Source organism: Streptomyces sp. NPDC046985 (assembly GCF_040644415.1).
In the GTDB taxonomy this organism is placed as follows: Bacteria; Actinomycetota; Actinomycetes; order Streptomycetales; family Streptomycetaceae; genus Streptomyces.
The window spans coordinates 49,207-66,771 of sequence record NZ_JBEYWK010000004.1 but is presented as its reverse complement, the minus strand read 5'-3'; the positions used below and the strand labels follow the sequence as shown (position 1 = coordinate 66,771).

At 72.6% G+C, this 17,565-nt stretch carries 14 protein-coding genes and 2 pseudogenes; 13 read left to right on the top strand and 3 right to left on the bottom strand.

The features are described 5' to 3' along the window. Window positions 1–187: 187 nt before the first annotated feature. A pseudogene (locus ABZ861_RS06450) lies at window positions 188–1,035 on the bottom strand (hypothetical protein). 211 nt (window positions 1,036–1,246) lie between these two features. On the opposite strand from ABZ861_RS06450, the gene ABZ861_RS06445 reads away from it, so the two are divergent. From ABZ861_RS06445 to ABZ861_RS06435, 3 genes are all read left to right on the top strand, one after another. Continuing rightward, window positions 1,247–2,584 (top strand): 6-phospho-beta-glucosidase, encoded by a 1,338-nt coding sequence (locus tag ABZ861_RS06445; protein WP_361624648.1) that lies wholly within the window; start codon window positions 1,247–1,249, stop codon window positions 2,582–2,584. Between the two features lie 542 nt (window positions 2,585–3,126). Then, window positions 3,127–3,993, top strand: a complete 867-nt coding sequence (locus tag ABZ861_RS06440; protein WP_361624645.1) for a metallophosphoesterase — start codon at window positions 3,127–3,129, stop codon at window positions 3,991–3,993. Further along, entirely contained in the window at window positions 3,983–4,669 is a 687-nt protein-coding gene (locus ABZ861_RS06435; protein ID WP_361624642.1) for a 4'-phosphopantetheinyl transferase superfamily protein, read from the top strand. Before ABZ861_RS06440 ends, ABZ861_RS06435 begins: the two co-directional genes overlap by 11 nt. Window positions 4,670–5,001: 332 nt before the next feature. On the opposite strand, the gene ABZ861_RS06430 is transcribed toward ABZ861_RS06435, so the two are convergent. Beyond that, window positions 5,002–5,226 carry a hypothetical protein gene (locus tag ABZ861_RS06430; RefSeq protein WP_361624639.1) on the bottom strand — a complete coding sequence of 75 codons (225 nt, stop codon included), beginning with the start codon at window positions 5,224–5,226 and terminating at the stop codon, window positions 5,002–5,004. Between the two features lie 236 nt (window positions 5,227–5,462). Continuing rightward, window positions 5,463–6,121: pseudogene (locus ABZ861_RS06425) on the bottom strand (helix-turn-helix transcriptional regulator). 224 nt (window positions 6,122–6,345) lie between these two features. On the opposite strand from ABZ861_RS06425, the gene ABZ861_RS06420 reads away from it, so the two are divergent. The 10 genes from ABZ861_RS06420 (at window position 6,346) to ABZ861_RS06375 (ending at window position 17,511) form a co-directional block, all read left to right on the top strand. Beyond that, on the top strand, window positions 6,346–7,017 hold the full coding sequence (locus tag ABZ861_RS06420) for a hypothetical protein (RefSeq protein ID WP_361624636.1): 672 nt from the start codon (window positions 6,346–6,348) through the stop codon (window positions 7,015–7,017). Window positions 7,018–7,391: 374 nt separating this feature from the next. Further along, on the top strand, window positions 7,392–8,429 hold the full coding sequence (locus tag ABZ861_RS06415) for an ABC transporter ATP-binding protein (RefSeq protein WP_361624633.1): 1,038 nt from the start codon (window positions 7,392–7,394) through the stop codon (window positions 8,427–8,429). A 28-nt stretch (window positions 8,430–8,457) separates the two neighbouring features. Further along, window positions 8,458–9,657, top strand: coding sequence for an ABC transporter substrate-binding protein (locus tag ABZ861_RS06410; RefSeq protein ID WP_361624630.1), 1,200 nt, complete (start codon window positions 8,458–8,460; stop codon window positions 9,655–9,657). A 4-nt stretch (window positions 9,658–9,661) separates the two neighbouring features. Beyond that, on the top strand, window positions 9,662–10,564 hold the full coding sequence (locus ABZ861_RS06405; RefSeq protein ID WP_361624627.1) for an ABC transporter permease: 903 nt from the start codon (window positions 9,662–9,664) through the stop codon (window positions 10,562–10,564). A gap of 12 nt (window positions 10,565–10,576) precedes the next feature. Next, entirely contained in the window at window positions 10,577–11,392 is an 816-nt protein-coding gene (locus ABZ861_RS06400) for an ABC transporter permease (RefSeq protein WP_361624624.1), read from the top strand. A gap of 176 nt (window positions 11,393–11,568) precedes the next feature. Next, a complete protein-coding gene (locus tag ABZ861_RS06395; RefSeq protein WP_361624621.1) occupies window positions 11,569–12,567 on the top strand; it encodes a LacI family DNA-binding transcriptional regulator in 999 nt (332 codons plus the stop codon). Window positions 12,568–12,686: 119 nt separating this feature from the next. After that, window positions 12,687–14,036 carry a sugar ABC transporter substrate-binding protein gene (locus ABZ861_RS06390; protein WP_361624618.1) on the top strand — a complete coding sequence of 450 codons (1,350 nt, stop codon included), beginning with the start codon at window positions 12,687–12,689 and terminating at the stop codon, window positions 14,034–14,036. Window positions 14,037–14,039: 3 nt separating this feature from the next. Beyond that, a complete protein-coding gene (locus ABZ861_RS06385) occupies window positions 14,040–15,002 on the top strand; it encodes a sugar ABC transporter permease (RefSeq protein ID WP_361624615.1) in 963 nt (320 codons plus the stop codon). Then, window positions 14,999–15,877 (top strand): carbohydrate ABC transporter permease, encoded by an 879-nt coding sequence (locus ABZ861_RS06380; protein ID WP_361624612.1) that lies wholly within the window; start codon window positions 14,999–15,001, stop codon window positions 15,875–15,877. Before ABZ861_RS06385 ends, ABZ861_RS06380 begins: the two co-directional genes overlap by 4 nt. 38 nt (window positions 15,878–15,915) lie before the next feature. Further along, complete coding sequence (locus tag ABZ861_RS06375) at window positions 15,916–17,511, top strand: alpha-amylase family glycosyl hydrolase (protein WP_361624609.1); 1,596 nt, start codon at window positions 15,916–15,918, stop codon at window positions 17,509–17,511. Window positions 17,512–17,565: the final 54 nt, after the last annotated feature.

The window sequence follows — 17,565 nt, the reverse complement described above, 5'->3', positions numbered from 1 at the left end:
CCTGACACGTGTCCGACGTGCTGTGAGAGCACTCTCGTGCGGGGATGCGCCGCCCATGTGCTCCCGGATGCCCGGGTCGTCAAGAGTTGAAGCAGGGAAAGTCCGTACCAGGTAGAAGAGTTCATCTGATGAAGGGAGAGAGGCCCGGGTTGGTTCCGGTGGGAGTGCGTGGACGGGGGGTGCGCTCTTAACGCGACTGGTACGCGTACACGGTGGTCGCGGCCTTGCACACGCCCGGCGAGATGACCTCTGCGCGCAGCGTGCCGCTCGCCGTGTCGTAGTCCACGCCCTCCGTCTCGAACGTCCCCGAGCACACGCTGTGTTGGGGCAGCGCGAACAGGCTGGAGACGTGGGCGGTCACCGCGCCGCCGTCCAGCCGGTGCGGCAAGTCCACCTGGAGCAGCGGCCGGTCCTCGGGGAACAGCGTGCGCGAACCGTCGTCCGAGGCGCACAGCAGGCGGGTGTCGTTCACGAAGTCGCAGCCCTGGATGTCGCGCACCGGCCGGTCGAGGGTGATCTGCGGCGCCCCTGGGGCAGCGTGCCGCCCATGCGCGGGGTGCTCGGGTTGAGCAGCGGGGCGGGGAAGACCTGGAGCCGGTTCTGGTCGCCCCACTCGCCCGACACCAGCCACTGCGCGTCCGGTGAGACGGCCGCGAAGGAGTTGTTCACCTTCTCGCCCGGATCGAGCGGATGGACGTAATCGAAGCGCCGGCCGTCCGGGGCGGTCACCGCGAACATCTTGGACGTCGCCGTGTCCGCGCCCTGGTAGGCGTCGACGACGTACCCCCGCGCGATGTCCGGGTCGCCGACGTGGTTCCAGCCCTCGACGCGCAGGTCCAGCGGAATGGCGCCGAGCCCGCGGTACAGCAGCGAGCCGTCCGCGCGGCTCGCCAGGCCCTCGCCGCCGGTCAGCGAGTCGACGCGCGCGACGCCGGTCTGCTGCCAGACCGGTGCGGCCGCCGACGCCGGGAAGGCGGCGGCGCCGAGCGGGACGGCCGCCGCCACGGCGACCGAGGCCAACAGGTGACGTCTCATCAGGCACCGCCGAATCCACGAGGCCGAGAAGGGGCGTTCGCATGGAAGCACGGGCGGGGCCGTCCGGTCACCGCTCTCCGGCGCGGGTACGGCGGAAACCGGCCGGGCGGAGCGGCGCGCGGGACGGCGCCGCGGAACGGCGTTCCAAGGCCCGTCGCTCGGGACGAGTAGGGTGCGTGACGTGCGGTGAGAGGGCGGAAGAGGTGCGGGTGTGAGGCTGACGATTCTGGGCGGTGGCGGCTTCCGGGTGCCGCTCGTGTACGGGGCGCTGCTGGGCGACCGCGGCGAGGGGCGGGTCACCGAGGTCGTCCTGCACGACCTCGACGCCGCCCGGCTCTCCGCCGTGCACCGCGTGCTCGCCGAACAGGCCGCCGCGGCGCCGGACGCCCCCCGGGTGCGGACCACGACCGACCTCGACGAGGCGCTGCGCGGCGCGGACTTCGTGTTCTCCGCGATCCGGGTGGGCGGTCTGGAAGGGCGCGCGGAGGACGAGCGGGTGGCGCTCGCGGAGGGCGTGCTCGGTCAGGAGACGGTCGGCGCCGGCGGCATCGCCTACGGGCTGCGCACGGTGCCGGTCGCCGACGACATCGCCCGGCGCACGGCCCGGCTCGCACCCGGCGCCTGGGTCATCAACTTCACCAACCCCGCCGGGCTGGTCACCGAGGCCATGGCCCGGCACCTGGGCGACCGTGTGATCGGCATCTGCGACTCGCCGGTCGGCCTCGGCCGCCGCATCGCCCGTGTGCTCGGCGCCGACCCGCGGGAGGCGTGGATCGACTACGCCGGGCTCAACCACCTGGGCTGGGTGCGCGCGGTGCGCGTCGGCGGGCGCGACCTGCTGCCCCGGCTGCTCGACGATCCCGCGCTGCTCGGCTCGTTCGAGGAGGGCAGGCTCTTCGGCGCCGACTGGCTGCGCTCGCTGGGCGCGGTGCCCAACGAGTACTTGCACTACTACTACTTCAACCGCGAGACCGTGCGGGCGTATCAGCAGGTCGAGCAGACCCGCGGCGCGTTCCTGCGCGACCAGCAGGCCCGCTTCTACCGGGAGCTGCGGAACCCGGACGCGTCGGCGCTCGACGCCTGGAACCGCACCCGCGCCGAACGCGAGGCCACCTACATGGCCGAGAATCGCGAGACGGCCGGAGCGGGCGAACGCGAGGCCGACGACCTCTCGGGCGGCTACGAGGAGGTGGCGCTCGCCCTGATGCGGGCCATCGCCCGCGACGAGCGCACCACGCTCATCCTCAACGTCCGCAATCGCGGGGCCCTTTCGGCTCTGGACGCGGAGGCCGTCGTGGAGGTCCCCTGCCTGGTCGGCGCCAGCGGCGCGCACCCGGTGGCGGCCGACCCGCTGCCGGGCCACGCCGAGGCGCTGGTGCGCGCGGTCAAGGCGGTCGACCGCGAGGTGCTGGACGCCGCGGCGTCCAGCACCCGGGCTGCCGCGGTCAGGGCCTTCGCTCTGCATCCGCTGGTGGACTCGGTGAACGTGGCCCGCAGGCTGGTGGACGGGTATCTCCAGGTGCACCCCGGCCTGGCCTATCTGAGGTGACGGCGTGGCGAGCGGTTCGGCTGTGCTCGGGGCGGTCACGGGCAGCCCGGCTGCTGTCCGACCCGCCCGGTGTGAGCGCGGCGCGCGGCAGTCGTCCGACCGGCTGACGCGACGGCGGATGCCCGGCAGTCGTCCGATCCGTCAGATCTGTGAGCGCCATCCGACTCTGTGAGCGCCATCCGGCAGATCTGTGAGCACCGTCCGATCCGCTTGACGCGACCGTGGGCGCCCCATCTCGTCAGGGCGACTGCTGCCGGGAGGCCGTCGCCGGGGCGGCCGGTCGCTCCCCCGTAAAGCGACCGGCCGCCCCGCCCCCCGCTTCCCCCGTGCCGCGGGCCCCCGTCTGCCCGCGTCCCCCACTCCTGAGAGTCGCTGACCCCGGACCTGATACACCCCGGGGCGAAAAGCTTCTCCGGACCGCGTCATCCTGCGCGGTGCGACGGATGGGGCCACGCGGCGGGCGACTTCCCGGGCCGCCCTTGTCGGCGCGCCGTCGGTTGTGGTCTTGTGGAGACCATCGTGCGCGCGACGGGGGGCGAGAGGTGACGGGGACGGCCGGCGGGGCCGGAGCGCTGCTGGCCATCAGCGACCTGCACATCGGCTACAGCGAGAACCGGGCCCTGGTGGAGGCGATGGCCCCCGGCTCCGAGGACGACTGGCTGATCGTGGCGGGCGACGTCGCGGAGACCGCGGCCGACATCCGCTGGGCGCTGAAGACCCTGGCGGGCCGGTTCCGCAAGGTGCTCTGGGCGCCCGGCAACCACGAACTGTGGACGCACCCGCGCGACACCGTCACCTTGCGCGGCGCCGCCCGCTACGCCCACCTGGTCGAGCTGTGCCGCGAACTGGGCGTCAGCACGCCCGAGGACCCCTACCCGGTCTGGCACGGCCCCGGCGGCCCGGTGGCGGTCGCCCCGCTGTTCCTCCTCTACGACTACTCCTTCCTGCCGCCCGGCTGCGCGTCCAAGGACGAGGGCCTGGCCTACGCGCACGGCACCGGCATCGTCTGCAACGACGAGTACCTGCTGCACCCCGACCCCTATCCGAGCCGCGACGCGTGGTGCCGGGCCAGGGTGGAGGAGACCGGGCGGCGGCTCGCCGAACTGCCCGCCGACCTGCCGACCGTGCTCGTCAACCACTACCCGCTGGACCGGCACCCGACCGAGGTCCTGTGGTACCCCGAGTTCGCCATGTGGTGCGGCACGCGGCTGACCGCCGACTGGCACCGCAGGTTCCGGGCCGCCGCCGTGGTCTACGGCCATCTCCACATCCCGCGGACCACCTGGCACGAAGGCGTCCGCTTCGAGGAGGTGTCCGTGGGCTACCCCCGCGAATGGCGAAAGCGCCCGCAGCCGCCGGGCGGCCCGCGCCGCATCCTGCCGTGGAAGGGCGAGACCGGTGATCGATGAGCTGCTTCCGGCCACCGTGGTGACCGTCGAGGCGTACGAGCGCGACGGGCTCGGCCACGCCCCGCTCCACCCGGAGGAGGAGGCGATCGTGGCGCGGGCCATCGCCAAGCGGCGCCGCGAGTTCGCCGCGGTGCGGGCCTGCGCGCGCCGCGCCATGGAGAAGCTCGGCGTGCCGCCGCAGCCCGTCCTGCCGGGGGAGCGCGGGGCGCCGCGCTGGCCCGAGGGCCTGACCGGCAGCATGACGCACTGCGACGGCTACTGCGCCGCCGCGCTGGTCCGCAGCGTCGACCTGGCCTCGCTCGGCATCGACGCCGAACCCCACGGCGCCCTGCCCGACGACGTCATCGACGCCGTCGCCCTGCCCGCCGAACGGCGACGGCTCGCGGAACTGGCGGCGCGGCGCCCGGCCGTCCACTGGGACCGGCTGCTGTTCAGCGCGAAGGAGTCCGTCTACAAGGCGTGGTTCCCGCTGACCGGCCGGTGGCTCGACTTCCTGGAGGCGGACATCTACGTCCGGGCCGACACCGGTTCCGGCGACCCGCGCGCCGGGACCTTCGAGGCCGAACTCCTCGTCCCCGGGCCCCTGCTGGGCGGCCGCCGGATCACCCGCTTCGAGGGCCGCTGGCGCGTCGCCGACGGCCTGGTCGCCACGGCGGTGTCGATCCCGCACCCCTGAGCCGGCGGCGGGCGCCCCGGAGTCCCCCGAGACAGCCGCCGCGCGGTCCGTCGGGCACGGCGGCGCCAGTCCCGTGCCGCCGAGCCGGGGTCGGCCGCTCCGGAGTCGTCCGAGGCAGCCGCCGCGCGGTCCGTCGGGCACGGCGGTGCCAGTCCCCGCACCCCTGAGCCGGGAGCAGGCGCCCCGGAGTCGTCCGAGACCGCCGCCGCATCGTCCGCCGTCCGCGCCGTCCGCGCCGTCCGCGCTGTCCGCCTCGCCGGGCGCGTCCGACCCCCGGCCGGGCAGTGCGGCGCCGGTTCCGCACTGCCGAGCCCGGAGCGCTCGGCCCCGCGTCACGGCCGGGACTGCCACGCGCCGACGAGCCGGAAGAACGCCTGTTCGTTGCCCGCCAGCCCCGCCCCGGTCAGGGCCTGGTCCGCCTCTGCCAGGACCGCCGGGGCCACGCGCGGCGGCCCGGCGCCCGGGGGGCCGTCGAAGGCGGCGCGCACGGTGTGCAGCAGCCGCAGGTAAGCCTGGACGGCGCTACGCTCGCGGTCGGTCAGTACGGCGGTCGGCATGGTGCGCTCCCCGGTTTCGGCGTCACACGGTCACGCACCGGCCCGGTCCGCCCGGACGGCGCGCCGCGCCCCCGCACCGCGACGACGCACCCCCAGCTTGCCGCCCCCCACTGACAATCCCCCCGTTCCGCGCTCCGGTTCGCCCGCTCAGGGGAGGGCGAAACGTTTCGCGGCGCCCTGTCGATCCGGCGCCCCAGCACCCTGGCGAAGTCCGCGGTCCACCCGGCCGCGCGCCCTCACGCCTCCGGGCGCTTGACGCTTTCCAGGAGCATGTCCAGCCACTCGGCGACCTTGTCCCGGTGCTGGTCGGTGGGCAGTTGCGCCGCGCGCCAGGCGATGCCCCGCACACCGTGGTCCAGAAGCAGCCGGTCCAGCGGGTCGGCGGCCTCGGCGGCGGCCTCCCGCTCCCCCGGTCGGCGAGCCGTTGCAGCAGGTCCTGCTCGGTGCGTTGCAGGGCGCTCGCGACCGCCTCGGGGTCCTCGGCGGTCAGGAATCCGGCGTGCACTCGGAAGAACCGCTGGAGGGCGTCGCAGTGCTCCATGGTGGGGCGCCGGTCGCCGTTGATGAGGGCGCCCGCCTGCTGCCGGGACATGCCCGCGCCGTCTGCGATCTCCTGCTGGGTGCGACGGCGCCCGTTCGGTTTGAGCCGGGTGCGGCGCAGCAGGTCCAGCCGCTGGAGGAACCGCGCCTGCACGTCCGGCTCTCCGGCGGGGCGGCCGCTGAGCAGCGCCCTGACCACGGATTCCGGCACGCCGCAGGCGACGGAGAGGCGGCCGGCGTCGAAGACCTCTGCGTGGGGCACGCCGAGGCGGTCGGCGAGCGTGGTGACCCGCGCGACGGCCGCCGACAGCACAGCCGACGCCGTGCTGCCCGGATCCCCGATGCCGTCCGTCACCGACAGATCTCCTACGTCTCTCACACGCTTCTCACAAGGCGGGTGCCGTGAACTTCCCGGAGAGTAGCCCGTGCTGAGAACCCGCATCCAGGTCTCGCCACAACTGTGGCCAATTTGAGCCGTCGACCGGCACGAAATGCCACGATAGTTGACACGACTCGCGTCCGGGCAGGAGGATCAACGAGCCGCGTGAAGGCCGCATAGGCAAGAGGGGTGACCTCCCGATGGCATTTCAGGCAGGAGGGCAGCGGCCGGCGCCGCGGCCCGTTCCCGTCAGCACCGAGGCGCAGGCCTACCTACAGGACTACGCCGCGCTTCTGGAGGCCGTCTCCTTTCCCTCACTCGTCCTGGACCACCGCTGGGACGTCGTCCTCGCCAACAGCGCCTTCGCGTCGCTCTTCCAGGACGTGGGCCCGCACCCGACGGCCATGCCGGACGAGAACTTCCTGCGCTTCGTGCTGTTCCACCCCGAGGCGGGCACGGTCCTCGGGGACCACGAGGCCCGGTGGTGCCTGCCGATGCTGGCGCAGTTCGCGGCCGCCGTGGAGCGCTTCGGCCCCGACCGCGAGTTGCAGGCCATCCGCCGGGACATCGCCCAAGACCCCCTGATGGACGCCGCTTACCGGCAGGGGCTGCCGCACTGGATCCGCGCGGTCGGGGAGTCGGCCGTACAGTCCGACGGCGCCGTCCGGCCGTTGGTGCACCCCGACCCGCGCTGGGGCGCGACCGACTGCCGGCTCATCGAGGAGACCCCGGCCGTCCTCCAGGAGCTGGGCTACACCCGGCTCACCCTGGTGCTGCGCGAGGCACGCCGTCCCGCACCGGTCCCGCGCAGGCCGCGGGGCACCCGCCGTCCGGCGGGGCACCTCAGCGTGGTGCCGGTCACCGAGACCTGAGCCGGCACCGTCGGCGTTCAGGTCGCCGACGGCGCCGCGCTCGCCCGCCGCCCGCGCCTGCGCGAGCGCTGAATCGGCGTTCCCCCGCTCAGCGTTCCCTCGGTCGGCGTGCGTCCGCTCGGCGTGCGCCCGGCGGCGGTGACTCCGTAGGCACCCGCCCTGCGACGACCACGCCCTCAGCGTCCGCCCAGGTGCGACCGCCCGCTCGGCGCCCTGCGGCGGCGACCGCCCCCTGCGGCGTCCGCCCGGATCCGGCCAAATCCGCCGGACCGGCCTGCGCGTCCGTCCCCGCGCCCCCGCAGGCGGTCTTGAGCTTCCGGCTGCGGCTCCCTATGTTGCCGTCCGACGTTTCTGATCGTCGGGAAGGCGCCTGCATGGAGGGAATCGCGGTCCGGCTGCGCGGTCTGCGCAAGACGTTCGCAGAGACCGCCGCGGTCGACGGGGTCGATCTGGAGGTCCGGGACGGGGAGTTCTTCTCGATGCTCGGCCCGTCCGGGTCGGGCAAGACCACCGTCTTACGCCTGATCGCCGGATTCGAGACCCCTGACGCGGGCCGCGTCGAACTCGCCGGGCGGGACGTCACCGACCGCCCGCCCTTCGAACGCGACGTGCACACCGTCTTCCAGGACTACGCCCTCTTCCCGCACATGACCGTCGAGCAGAACGTCGCCTACTCGCTGAAGATCCGCAAGGTCCCCCGGGCCGAGCGGCTGGCCCGTGCCCGTGAGGCGCTCGCCGGCGTCCGCCTCGACGGCTACGGCGGGCGCCGCCCCGACCAGCTCTCCGGCGGCCAGCGCCAGCGAGTCGCCCTCGCCCGCGCCCTCGTCGGCCGCCCCCGCCTGTTGCTGCTCGACGAACCGCTCGGCGCCCTCGACCTGCGGCTGCGCGAGCAGATGCAGCTCGAACTCAAGGCGATCCAGCGCGAGGTGGGCATCACCTTCGTCTTCGTCACCCACGACCAGGAGGAGGCCCTGACGATGAGCGACCGGATCGCCGTCTTCGACCGGGGCCGCGTCGAACAGGTGGGCGCTCCCGCCGAGATCTACGAACGCCCCGCCACCGGCTTCGTCGCCTCCTTCGTCGGCGCCTCCAACCTGCTGCGGGACGAGACCGCCCGGCGCGTCCTCGGCGTCGGCGGGGCCCACAGCGTCCGCCCGGAGAAGATCCGCGTGCTGAAGGAGTCCGCGCTCCCGGACGAGACCGGCTGCGCCTCCGCCACGGGCACCGTCGCCGAGGTCGTCTACCTCGGCGGCGCCACGCGCTTCCTGGTCGACCTCGACGCCGGCGGCCGGCTCACCGCCCTCCAGCAGAACCTCGACGCCACCGCCGAGGACGTCGCCGCCTACCGCGGCGCCAGGGTCCGCCTGACCTGGCACCGCCGCCACGCCGTCCAGGTCCCCGACGCCCGCTGAACCGCCCCCGCCTCTCAGGAGTCACGCCGTGCGCCTTCCCGTAGCCCTCAAGGCGGCAGCCGCCGCCGCACTGCTCCTGGCCGCCACCGCCTGCGGATCCTCCGGCGACGGCGGCGACTCCCGGGCCGGCGGCCTCAACCCGCCCCATCTGACGGCGCCTTCCCGGCTCGGGCGGCCCGAGGGCGAGGTCGACCTGATCGCCTGGGCCGGCTACGTCGAGGACGGCTCCAACGACCCGAAGGCCGACTGGGTCAGCGCCTTCGAGAAGCAGACCGGATGCCAGGTGCGCTCCAAAGTCGCCGCCAGCTCCGACGAGATGGTCACACTCATGAAGACCGGCGAGTACGACGCCGTGTCCGCCTCCGGGGACGCGTCCCTGCGGCTGATCGCCTCCGGCGACGCCGCCCCCGTCAACACCGGCCTCGTACCGAACTACAAGGACGTCTTCCCCGACCTGAAGAAGCAGCCCTGGAACTCCGTCAAGGGCACGCCCTACGGCATCCCGCACGGCCGCGGCGCCAACCTGCTGATGTACAACGCGAAGACGGTGAAGCCCGCGCCCACCTCCTGGTCAGCCGTCTTCGACGGCGCGGCACGGTACAAGGGCCACGTCACGGCCTACGACTCGCCCATCTACATCGCCGACGCGGCCCTGTATCTCAGGTCCGCCCGGCCGGAGTTGAAGATCAAGGATCCCTACGCGCTGGACCAGAGGCAGTTCGACGCCGCCGTGGCCCTGCTGAAGAAGCAGAACGCGGACGTCGGCGAGTACTGGAGCGACTACCTCAAGGAGGTCTCCGCCTTCAAGAGCGGCGACTCCGTGATCGGCACCACCTGGCAGGTGATCGCCAGCCTCGCCGCTTCCGAGGGCGCCGACGTCAAGGCGTTCGTGCCGAAGGAGGGCTCGACCGGCTGGTCCGACACCTGGATGGTCTCGGCCAAGGCCAAGCACCCCGCCTGCGCCTACAAGTGGCTGAACTGGATCGTCTCGCCGAAGGTCAACGCCCAGGTCGCCGAGTACTTCGGCGAGGCGCCCGCCAACGCCGAGGCTTGCGAGCAGACCGCCGACAAGGGCTTCTGCGCCGCCTACCACGCCGCGGACACCGCCTACTGGAAGCGGATCGCCTTCTGGAACACGCCCATCCAGCAGTGCCTGGACGGCCGCACCGACGTCAAGTGCGTGCCCTACGCCGCCTGGGTGCGGGCGTGGACCGAGATCAAGGGCTGAGGCGATGACCGCCCTCGTGCGGCGTCCCGGGCGGTCGACCGGCGGCGGCGCCGCCCGGCGGCTCGCCGGAGCGCTGCACCGCCGCCCCCGCCTCCGGCTCGCCCTGCTCCTCACCGCGCCGCTGCTGTGGCTGACCGTGCTCTACCTCGGCTCCCTGGCCGCGCTGTTCGTGTCCGCGTTCTGGACGACGGACTCCTTCACCTCCCAGGTGGTGCGGGTCTGGTCCACCGACAACTTCCGCGAACTGCTCACCGTGCCCGTGTACCGGCAAGTGGCCCTGCGCAGCGTCGCCGTGGCCCTCGCGGTCACCGTCCTGTGCGCTGTGATCGCCTTCCCGCTCGCCTTCTACACCGCCCGGGTCGCCCGCCCCCGGCGCCGTCCGCTGCTCGTCGTCGCCGTCCTCACCCCGCTGTGGGCGAGTTACCTGGTCAAGGTGTACGCCTGGCGGCTGATCTTGTCCCAGGGCGGCCTCGCCGACTGGATGTTGCGGCCCTTCGGGCTGAGCGGCCCCGGGTTCGGACTCCCGGCCGCCGTGCTCACCCTGACCTACCTGTGGCTGCCGTACATGATCCTGCCGATCCACACCGCCCTGGAACGGCTGCCCGAGGGCCTCCTCGACGCCTCCGCCGACCTCGGCGCGCGCCCCGGGCGCACCTTCCGCTCCGTGGTGCTGCCGCTGGTGCTGCCGTCCGTGGCCGCCGGGTCGGTCTTCACCTTCTCGCTCAGCCTGGGCGACTACATCACCGTGCAGATCGTCGGCGGGAAGACCCAGTTGATCGGGAACCTCGTCTACGCCGACATCGCACTCAACCAGCCCATGGCCGCCGCGCTGGGCACCGTGCCGGTCGCGGTGATCGTGCTGTACCTGCTGGCGATGCGCCGCACCGGCGCCCTGAGCAACCTCTAGAGGAGCCCGGCCGTGCATCTCACCCGTTCCGCGCGTCTCTGGCTGCGCGTCGCCGCCGCGACCGGCTTCGCGGTGATCTACGTCCCGCTGGTGCTGGTCGTCGTCAATTCCCTCAACCCGGACCGCAGCGCGAGCTGGCCGCCGCCCGGTCTGACCGCCCACTGGTGGACCGTGGCCTGGCACAACTCCGGCGCCCGTGCGGCGCTGTGGGTGTCGGTGAAGGCGGGCCTGGGCGCCACCGCCGTCGCCCTGGTGCTCGGCACGCTCATCGCGTTCGCGGTGGCCCGGCGCCGCTTCTTCGGCCGCGACGCGGTCTCCTTCGTGGTCGTGCTGCCGATCGCGCTGCCCGGCATCGTCACCGGCATCGCCCTCAACTCCGCGTTCTCCGCGGTGCTGGCTCCCCTCGGCGTCGGGCTCGGCCTGTTCACCGTGATCGTCGGGCACGCCACCTTCTGCATCGTGGTCGTCTTCAACAACGTCGCCGCCCGGCTGCGGCGCACCTCGGGCGCCTTGGAGGATGCGGCGGCCGACCTCGGTGCGCACACCTTCCGCGCCTTCGCCGACATCACCTTCCCGCTGGTGCGCCCGGCCCTGGTCGCGGGCGGTCTGCTCGCCTTCGCCCTGTCCTTCGACGAGATCGTGGTGACCACCTTCACCGCCGGGCCCGGCGTCGAGACGCTGCCCGTGTGGATCTTCGGCAACATGACCCGGCCGCAACAGGCCCCGGTCGTCAACGTGGTGGCGGCCGTCCTCGTCCTGCTGTCGGTCGTGCCGATCTACGCGGCTCAGCGGCTGTCCGCGGACACGGCGACGTCGAGCAGGGTGTAGCCGACCGCCCGACCGCCCGACCGCCCGACCGCCCGACCGCCCGACCGCCCGACCGCCCGACCGCCCGACCGCCCGACCGCCCGCCCGCCCGGCTGTGCCGGCGCCGGCGGGGCGACCGCCGCGACCGGCTCACCTTTACGCAAACAGCTTGCATCAATTGCGCTATTCTTGCGCGTATGACGCGACGACTTGCGGAAGTGGCGAAGAAGGTCGGGGTCAGCGAGGCCACGGTCAGCCGGGTGCTCAACGGCAAGCCCGGAGTCTCCGAAGCCACTCGCCAGGCCGTGCTGTCCGCGCTGGACGTCCTCGGCTACGAGCGGCCCACGCAGCTCCGCGGAGAGCGCGCCCGGCTGGTCGGCCTGGTCCTGCCCGAGCTGCAGAACCCCATCTTCCCCGCCTTCGCCGAGGTGATCGGCGGGGCCCTGGCCCAGCTCGGCCTCACCTCCGTGCTGTGCACCCAGACCAAGGGCGGGGTGTCCGAGGCGGACTACGTGGAGCTGCTGCTCCAGCAGCAGGTCTCCGGGGTCGTCTTCGCGGGCGGCCTCTACGCTCAGGCGGACGCGCCGCACGAACACTACCGGCGACTGGCCGACCGCAACATCCCGGTCGTGCTGGTCAACGCGGGCATCGCGCACCTGGGGTTCCCGAGCGTCTCCTGCGACGACGCGGTCGCGATGGAGCAGGCGTGGCGGCATCTGGCCTCCCTCGGGCACGAGCGGATCGGCCTCGTCCTCGGGCCGTCCGACCACGTGCCCTCCGCCCGCAAGCTCGCGGCGGCGCGCGCGGTCGCCGGCGGCCTGCCCGAGGAGTTCGCGGCACGCGCCATCTTCTCCATCGAGGGCGGTCAGGCGGCGGCGAGCAAGCTCATCGACCGGGGGGTCACCGGCTTCATCTGCGCCAGCGACCCGCTCGCGCTGGGCGTCGTCCGGGCCGCGCGCCGGCGCGGTCTGGACGTCCCGTCCCGGATCTCGGTCGTCGGCTACGACGACTCGGCGCTGATGAACTGCACCGAGCCGCCGCTGACCACCGTGCGCCAGCCCATCGAGTCCATGGGCAAGGCGGCCGTGGAACTGCTCAGCGCGCAGATCGCCGGCAGCGCGGTGCCGGCCGACGAACTGCTGTTCGAGCCGGAGCTGGTGGTCCGCGGTTCCACCGCGCAAGCCCCGCGCGACTGAAGTCCAACAGATCCCTTGGTCTGTCAAATAATTGCAGATTCTGCGCGAGATATTGCGGCCAGCCGTTCCCGGTGCTTGAGTATGCGGCGCCCACCGCTGTTGTCCAGAGGGGTCCACCGATGAGAAGCACCGGGTTCCGCCACACCGTCGCCGCGATCGGCGTCTGCTCCCTTGCCCTCGCCGTGACGTCGTGCGGGTCGAACGACGACGACTCGGCGAACGGCAAGACCCGCATCACGGTCAACTGCGAGCCGCCCAAGAGCGCCAAGGTCGACCGGCGGTTCTTCGACCAGGACGTGGCCGCCTTCGAGAAGCAGAACCCGGGCGTCGACGTCGTCACGCACGACGCCTTCCCCTGCGAGGACCCCAAGACGTTCGACGCCAAGCTCGCCGGCGGCCAGATGGAGAACGTCTTCTACACCTACTTCACCGACGTCCACCACGTCGTCGGCACCGGCCAGGCGGCCGACCTCACCCCGTACGTCAAGGAGTTGAAGAGCTACGGCACCCTCCAGAAGCAGTTGCGCGACATCTACACCGTGGACGGCAAGGTCTACGGAGTGCCGCGCACCGGCTACTCGATGGGCCTGATCTACAACAAGAAGCTGTTCCAGAAGGCCGGCCTCGACCCGGAGAAGCCGCCCGCCACCTGGGACGAGGTGCGCGCCGACGCGAAGCGGATCGCGGCGCTCGGCGGCGGCACGGTCGGCTACGCCGACTACAGCGCCCAGAACCAGGGCGGTTGGCACTTCACCGCCGAGCTGTACTCCCAAGGCGGCGACGTCGTCGGCCCCGACGGCAAGAAGGCCGCCGTCGACACCTCCGAGGGCCGCGCCGTCCTCCAGAACCTGCACGACATGCGCTGGAGCGACGACTCCATGGGCAGCAAGCAGCTCCTCGTCATCAACGACGTGCAGCAGATGATGGGTTCGGGCAAGCTCGGCATGTACCTCTCCGCCCCCGACAACATCCCGATCCTGGTCAAGGAGAAGGGCGGCGACTACAACGACCTGGCGCTCGCCCCGATGCCGGGCGGCAAGGGCACGCTCGTCGGCGGCGACGGCTACATGTTCAGCAAGAAGGACTCGCCCGCCCAGATCCGGGCCGGCCTCAAGTGGCTCGACCACATGTTCCTCACCCCCGGCAAGGGCTTCCTCGGCGACTACGCCCGCGCCAAGCAGAACAACGCCCCGGTCGGCCTGCCCGAGCCCCGCCTGTTCACCGGCGCCGCCGACGCCGCGGACCAGCAGGCCAAGAAGGCCAACGCCAACGTCCCGGTGCAGAACTACCAGTCGTTCCTGGACGGCAACCAGAAGCTCCAGATGAGGATCGAGCCGCCGAACGCCCAGCAGATCTACTCCGTCCTCGACGGCGTGGTCTCCGCCGTCCTCACCAAGAAGGACGCGGACATCGACCAGCTCCTCAAGGACGCCGACGGCAAGATCGACGGCATCCTCGCCCGGAGCTGACCGATGACCGAGACGGCCGAACGGCGGCCCGCCCAGGCGGTCGCCGTCCATCCGGCGCCGGCCCCGCCCCCGGCAGCGGACCGCAGACGGCGCCGCCTGGCCGAACAGGCCCGCGCCTACGCCTTCCTCCTCGGCGGCCTGATCTGCTTCGCGCTGTTCTCCTGGTACCCGGCGATCCGCGCCGTCGTGATCGCCTTCCAGAAGTACACGCCCGGCAACCCGCCCCAGTGGGTCGGCGCCGCCAACTTCACCCACGTCCTGCACGACCCCGAGTTCGCCGACGCCTGGCGCAACACCCTCGTCTTCACCCTGCTCGCCCTGCTCATCGGCTTCGCCGTCCCCTTCGTCCTGGCCCTGGTGCTCAACGAACTCCGGCACGCCAAAGCCTTCTTCCGGGTCGTGGTCTACCTGCCGGTGATGATCCCGCCCGTGGTCAGCGCCCTGCTGTGGAAGTGGTTCTACGACCCCGGCGCGGGCCTCGCCAACGAGACCCTGCGCGCCCTGCACCTGCCCACCTCCGACTGGACCAACGGCGCCGACACCGCCCTCGTCTCCCTGGTCCTCGTCGCCACCTGGGCCAACATGGGCGGCACCGTCCTGATCTACCTGGCCGCTCTCCAGTCCATCCCCGGCGAGCTGTACGAGGCCGCCGAACTCGACGGAGCGAACCTGCTGCAACGGGTCCGGCACGTCACCGTGCCGCAGACCCGGTTCGCGATCCTCATGCTGATGCTGCTCCAGGTGATCGCCACCATGCAGGTCTTCACCGAGCCGTTCGTCATCACCGGCGGCGGCCCGGAGGACGCCACCGTCACCGTGCTGTACCTGATCTACAAGTACGCCTTCCTCTACAACGACTTCGGCGGCGCCTGCGCGCTCAGCGTCATGCTGCTCGTGCTGCTCGGGCTCTTCTCCGCCGGATACCTGCGGCTGACCCGGTCCGGCGCCGGCGAGGAGGACGCATGAGCGACGCCCGCACCCTGCTCTCCCCGGCGGCGCTGGGCCGCCCGCGCGGCAAGGCCGCCTACTGGACCGTCTTCACCGGCGTGCTGCTGCTGTTCACCCTCGCCTTCCTCTTCCCCGTCTACTGGATGGCCACCGGCGCCATGAAGTCCCCGGACGAGGTGGCCCAGACTCCGCCCACCCTCGTCCCGGCCCACTGGCGGCTGTCCGCCTACACCGACGCCTGGGACCTGATGCAGCTCCCCGAGCACCTGTGGAACACCGTCGTCCAGGCGGCCGGCGCCTGGGCCTGCCAGCTCGTGTTCTGCACCGCCGCCGCCTACGCCCTGTCCAAACTGAGGCCCGTCTTCGGCAAGGTGATCCTCGGCGGCATCCTCGCCACCCTGATGGTCCCCGCGCAGGCCCTGGTCGTCCCGAAGTACCTGACCGTCGCCGACCTGCCGCTGCTGCACACCAGCCTGCTCAACGACCCTCTCGCGATCTGGCTGCCGGCCGTCGCCAACGCCTTCAACCTCTACCTGCTCAAGCGGTTCTTCGACCAGATGCCGAGGGACGTGCTGGAGGCCGCCGAGATCGACGGCGCCGGGAAGCTGCGCGTCCTGTGGTCGATCGTGCTGCCGATGTCGCGGCCCGTGCTCGGCGTGGTGTCGATCTTCGCGCTGGTCGCCGTGTGGCAGGACTTCCTGTGGCCGCTGATGGTCTTCTCCGACACCGACAAGCAGCCGATCAGCGTCGCCCTGGTCCAACTGTCGCAGAACATCCAACTGACCGTGCTCGTCGCCGCCATGGTGATCGCCAGCATTCCCATGGTCGCGCTCTTCCTCGTCTTCCAGCGGCACATCATCGCCGGGATCAGCGCGGGCAGCACCAAGGGCTGACCCCGGCCCTTCGGCACCGAGACAGAAAGGCACGCACCGTGGGACAGCCCACCCCTGCCCGAAACGGCCGCGACGGCGCCGACTGGTGGCGCTCCGCCGTCATCTACCAGGTGTACGTCCGCAGCTTCGCCGACGCCGACGGCGACGGCACCGGCGACCTCGCCGGAGTCCGCTCCCGGCTGCCCTACCTGGCCGAACTCGGCGTCGACGCCCTGTGGTTCAGCCCCTGGTACCTCTCCCCGATGAAGGACGGCGGCTACGACGTCGCCGACTACCGCGCGATCGACCCCGCCTTCGGCACCCTCGCCGAGGCGGAGAAACTGATCGCCGAGGCCCGCGAGCTGGGCATCCGCACCATCGTCGACATCGTGCCCAACCACGTCTCCGACCAGCACCCGTGGTTCCGCGCCGCCCTCGCCGGCGGAGCCGAACGGGAGCTGTTCCACCTCCGGGCCGGACGCGGCGCGCACGGCGAACTGCCGCCCAACGACTGGACGTCGGAGTTCGGCGGCCCCGCCTGGACCCGGCTGCCCGACGGCGACTGGTACCTGCACCTGTTCGCCCCCGAGCAGCCCGACCTCAACTGGGCCCACCCGGCGGTCCGCCAGGAGCACGAGGACGTCCTGCGGTTCTGGTTCGAGCGCGGCGTCGCCGGCATCCGCATCGACTCCGCCGCCCTCCTCGTCAAGGACCCGCTGCTGCCCGACTTCACCCCGGACCGCGACCCGCACCCTTACGTCGACCTCGACGAACTCCACGACGTCTACCGCTCCTGGCGCCGCCTCGCCGACGAGTACGGCGGCGTCTTCGTCGGCGAGGTGTGGCTCCCGGACAGCGAGCGCTTCGCCCGCTACCTGCGCCCCGACGAACTGCACACCGCCTTCAACTTCGCCTTCCTGTCCTGCCCCTGGGACGCCCAACGGCTGCGCCAGTCGATCGACGACACCCTCGCCGAGCACGCCCCGGTGGGCGCCCCCGCCACCTGGGTGCTGAGCAACCACGACGTGACCCGCACGGTCACCCGCTACGGGCGCGCCGACACCGGCTTCGACTTCGCCGCCAAGGCATTCGGCACCCCCACCGACCTCGCCCTCGGCGCCCGCCGCGCGCGCGCCGCCGCCCTGCTCTCCCTCGCCCTGCCCGGCGCCGTCTACCTCTACCAGGGGGAGGAACTCGGGCTCCCCGAGGCCGACATCCCCGTCGACCGCATCGAGGACCCGATGCACTTCCGCTCCGGCGGCGCCGACCCGGGCCGCGACGGCTGCCGGGTCCCGCTGCCCTGGTCGTCCACCGCCCCGCACGCGGGCTTCGGGACCGCGGCGCCGTGGCTGCCGCAGCCCGCCGACTGGGCGAGCCACGCCGTCGACCGCCAAGAGCGGGACCCGGACTCCATGCTCTCCCTCTACCGCCGCGCCGTCCGCATGCGGCCGGTGTTCGGCGACGCGCCGCTGAACTGGCTGCCCGCCCCCGACGGCGTCCTCGCGTTCACCCGCGCCGACGGCGTGTGCTGCGTGGTCAACCTCCGCGCGCAGCCCGCCGAACTGCCCCACCACACCCGGCTCCTGCTGGCCAGCGGCCCCCTGGACGACGACGGCCGCCTCCCGCAGGACACGGCGGTCTGGCTGCGCGGCTGAGCCCGCCCCGTCAGCCCGCCGACCGCACCCGCTCTCCCCGCACCGGCTATCCCC

Excerpts from the sequence above, each read along its gene's own strand:
- ABZ861_RS06430 (WP_361624639.1), bottom strand. The coding sequence starts at position 5,226 with ATGCCGACCGCCGTACTGACCGACCGCGAGCGTAGCGCCGTCCAGGCT.
- ABZ861_RS06420 (WP_361624636.1), top strand. The coding sequence starts at position 6,346 with ATGGCATTTCAGGCAGGAGGGCAGCGGCCGGCGCCGCGGCCCGTTCCC.
- ABZ861_RS06415 (WP_361624633.1), top strand. The coding sequence starts at position 7,392 with ATGGAGGGAATCGCGGTCCGGCTGCGCGGTCTGCGCAAGACGTTCGCA.
- ABZ861_RS06405 (WP_361624627.1), top strand. The coding sequence starts at position 9,662 with ATGACCGCCCTCGTGCGGCGTCCCGGGCGGTCGACCGGCGGCGGCGCC.
- ABZ861_RS06395 (WP_361624621.1), top strand. The coding sequence starts at position 11,569 with ATGACGCGACGACTTGCGGAAGTGGCGAAGAAGGTCGGGGTCAGCGAG.
- ABZ861_RS06390 (WP_361624618.1), top strand. The coding sequence starts at position 12,687 with ATGAGAAGCACCGGGTTCCGCCACACCGTCGCCGCGATCGGCGTCTGC.
- ABZ861_RS06385 (WP_361624615.1), top strand. The coding sequence starts at position 14,040 with ATGACCGAGACGGCCGAACGGCGGCCCGCCCAGGCGGTCGCCGTCCAT.
- ABZ861_RS06380 (WP_361624612.1), top strand. The coding sequence starts at position 14,999 with ATGAGCGACGCCCGCACCCTGCTCTCCCCGGCGGCGCTGGGCCGCCCG.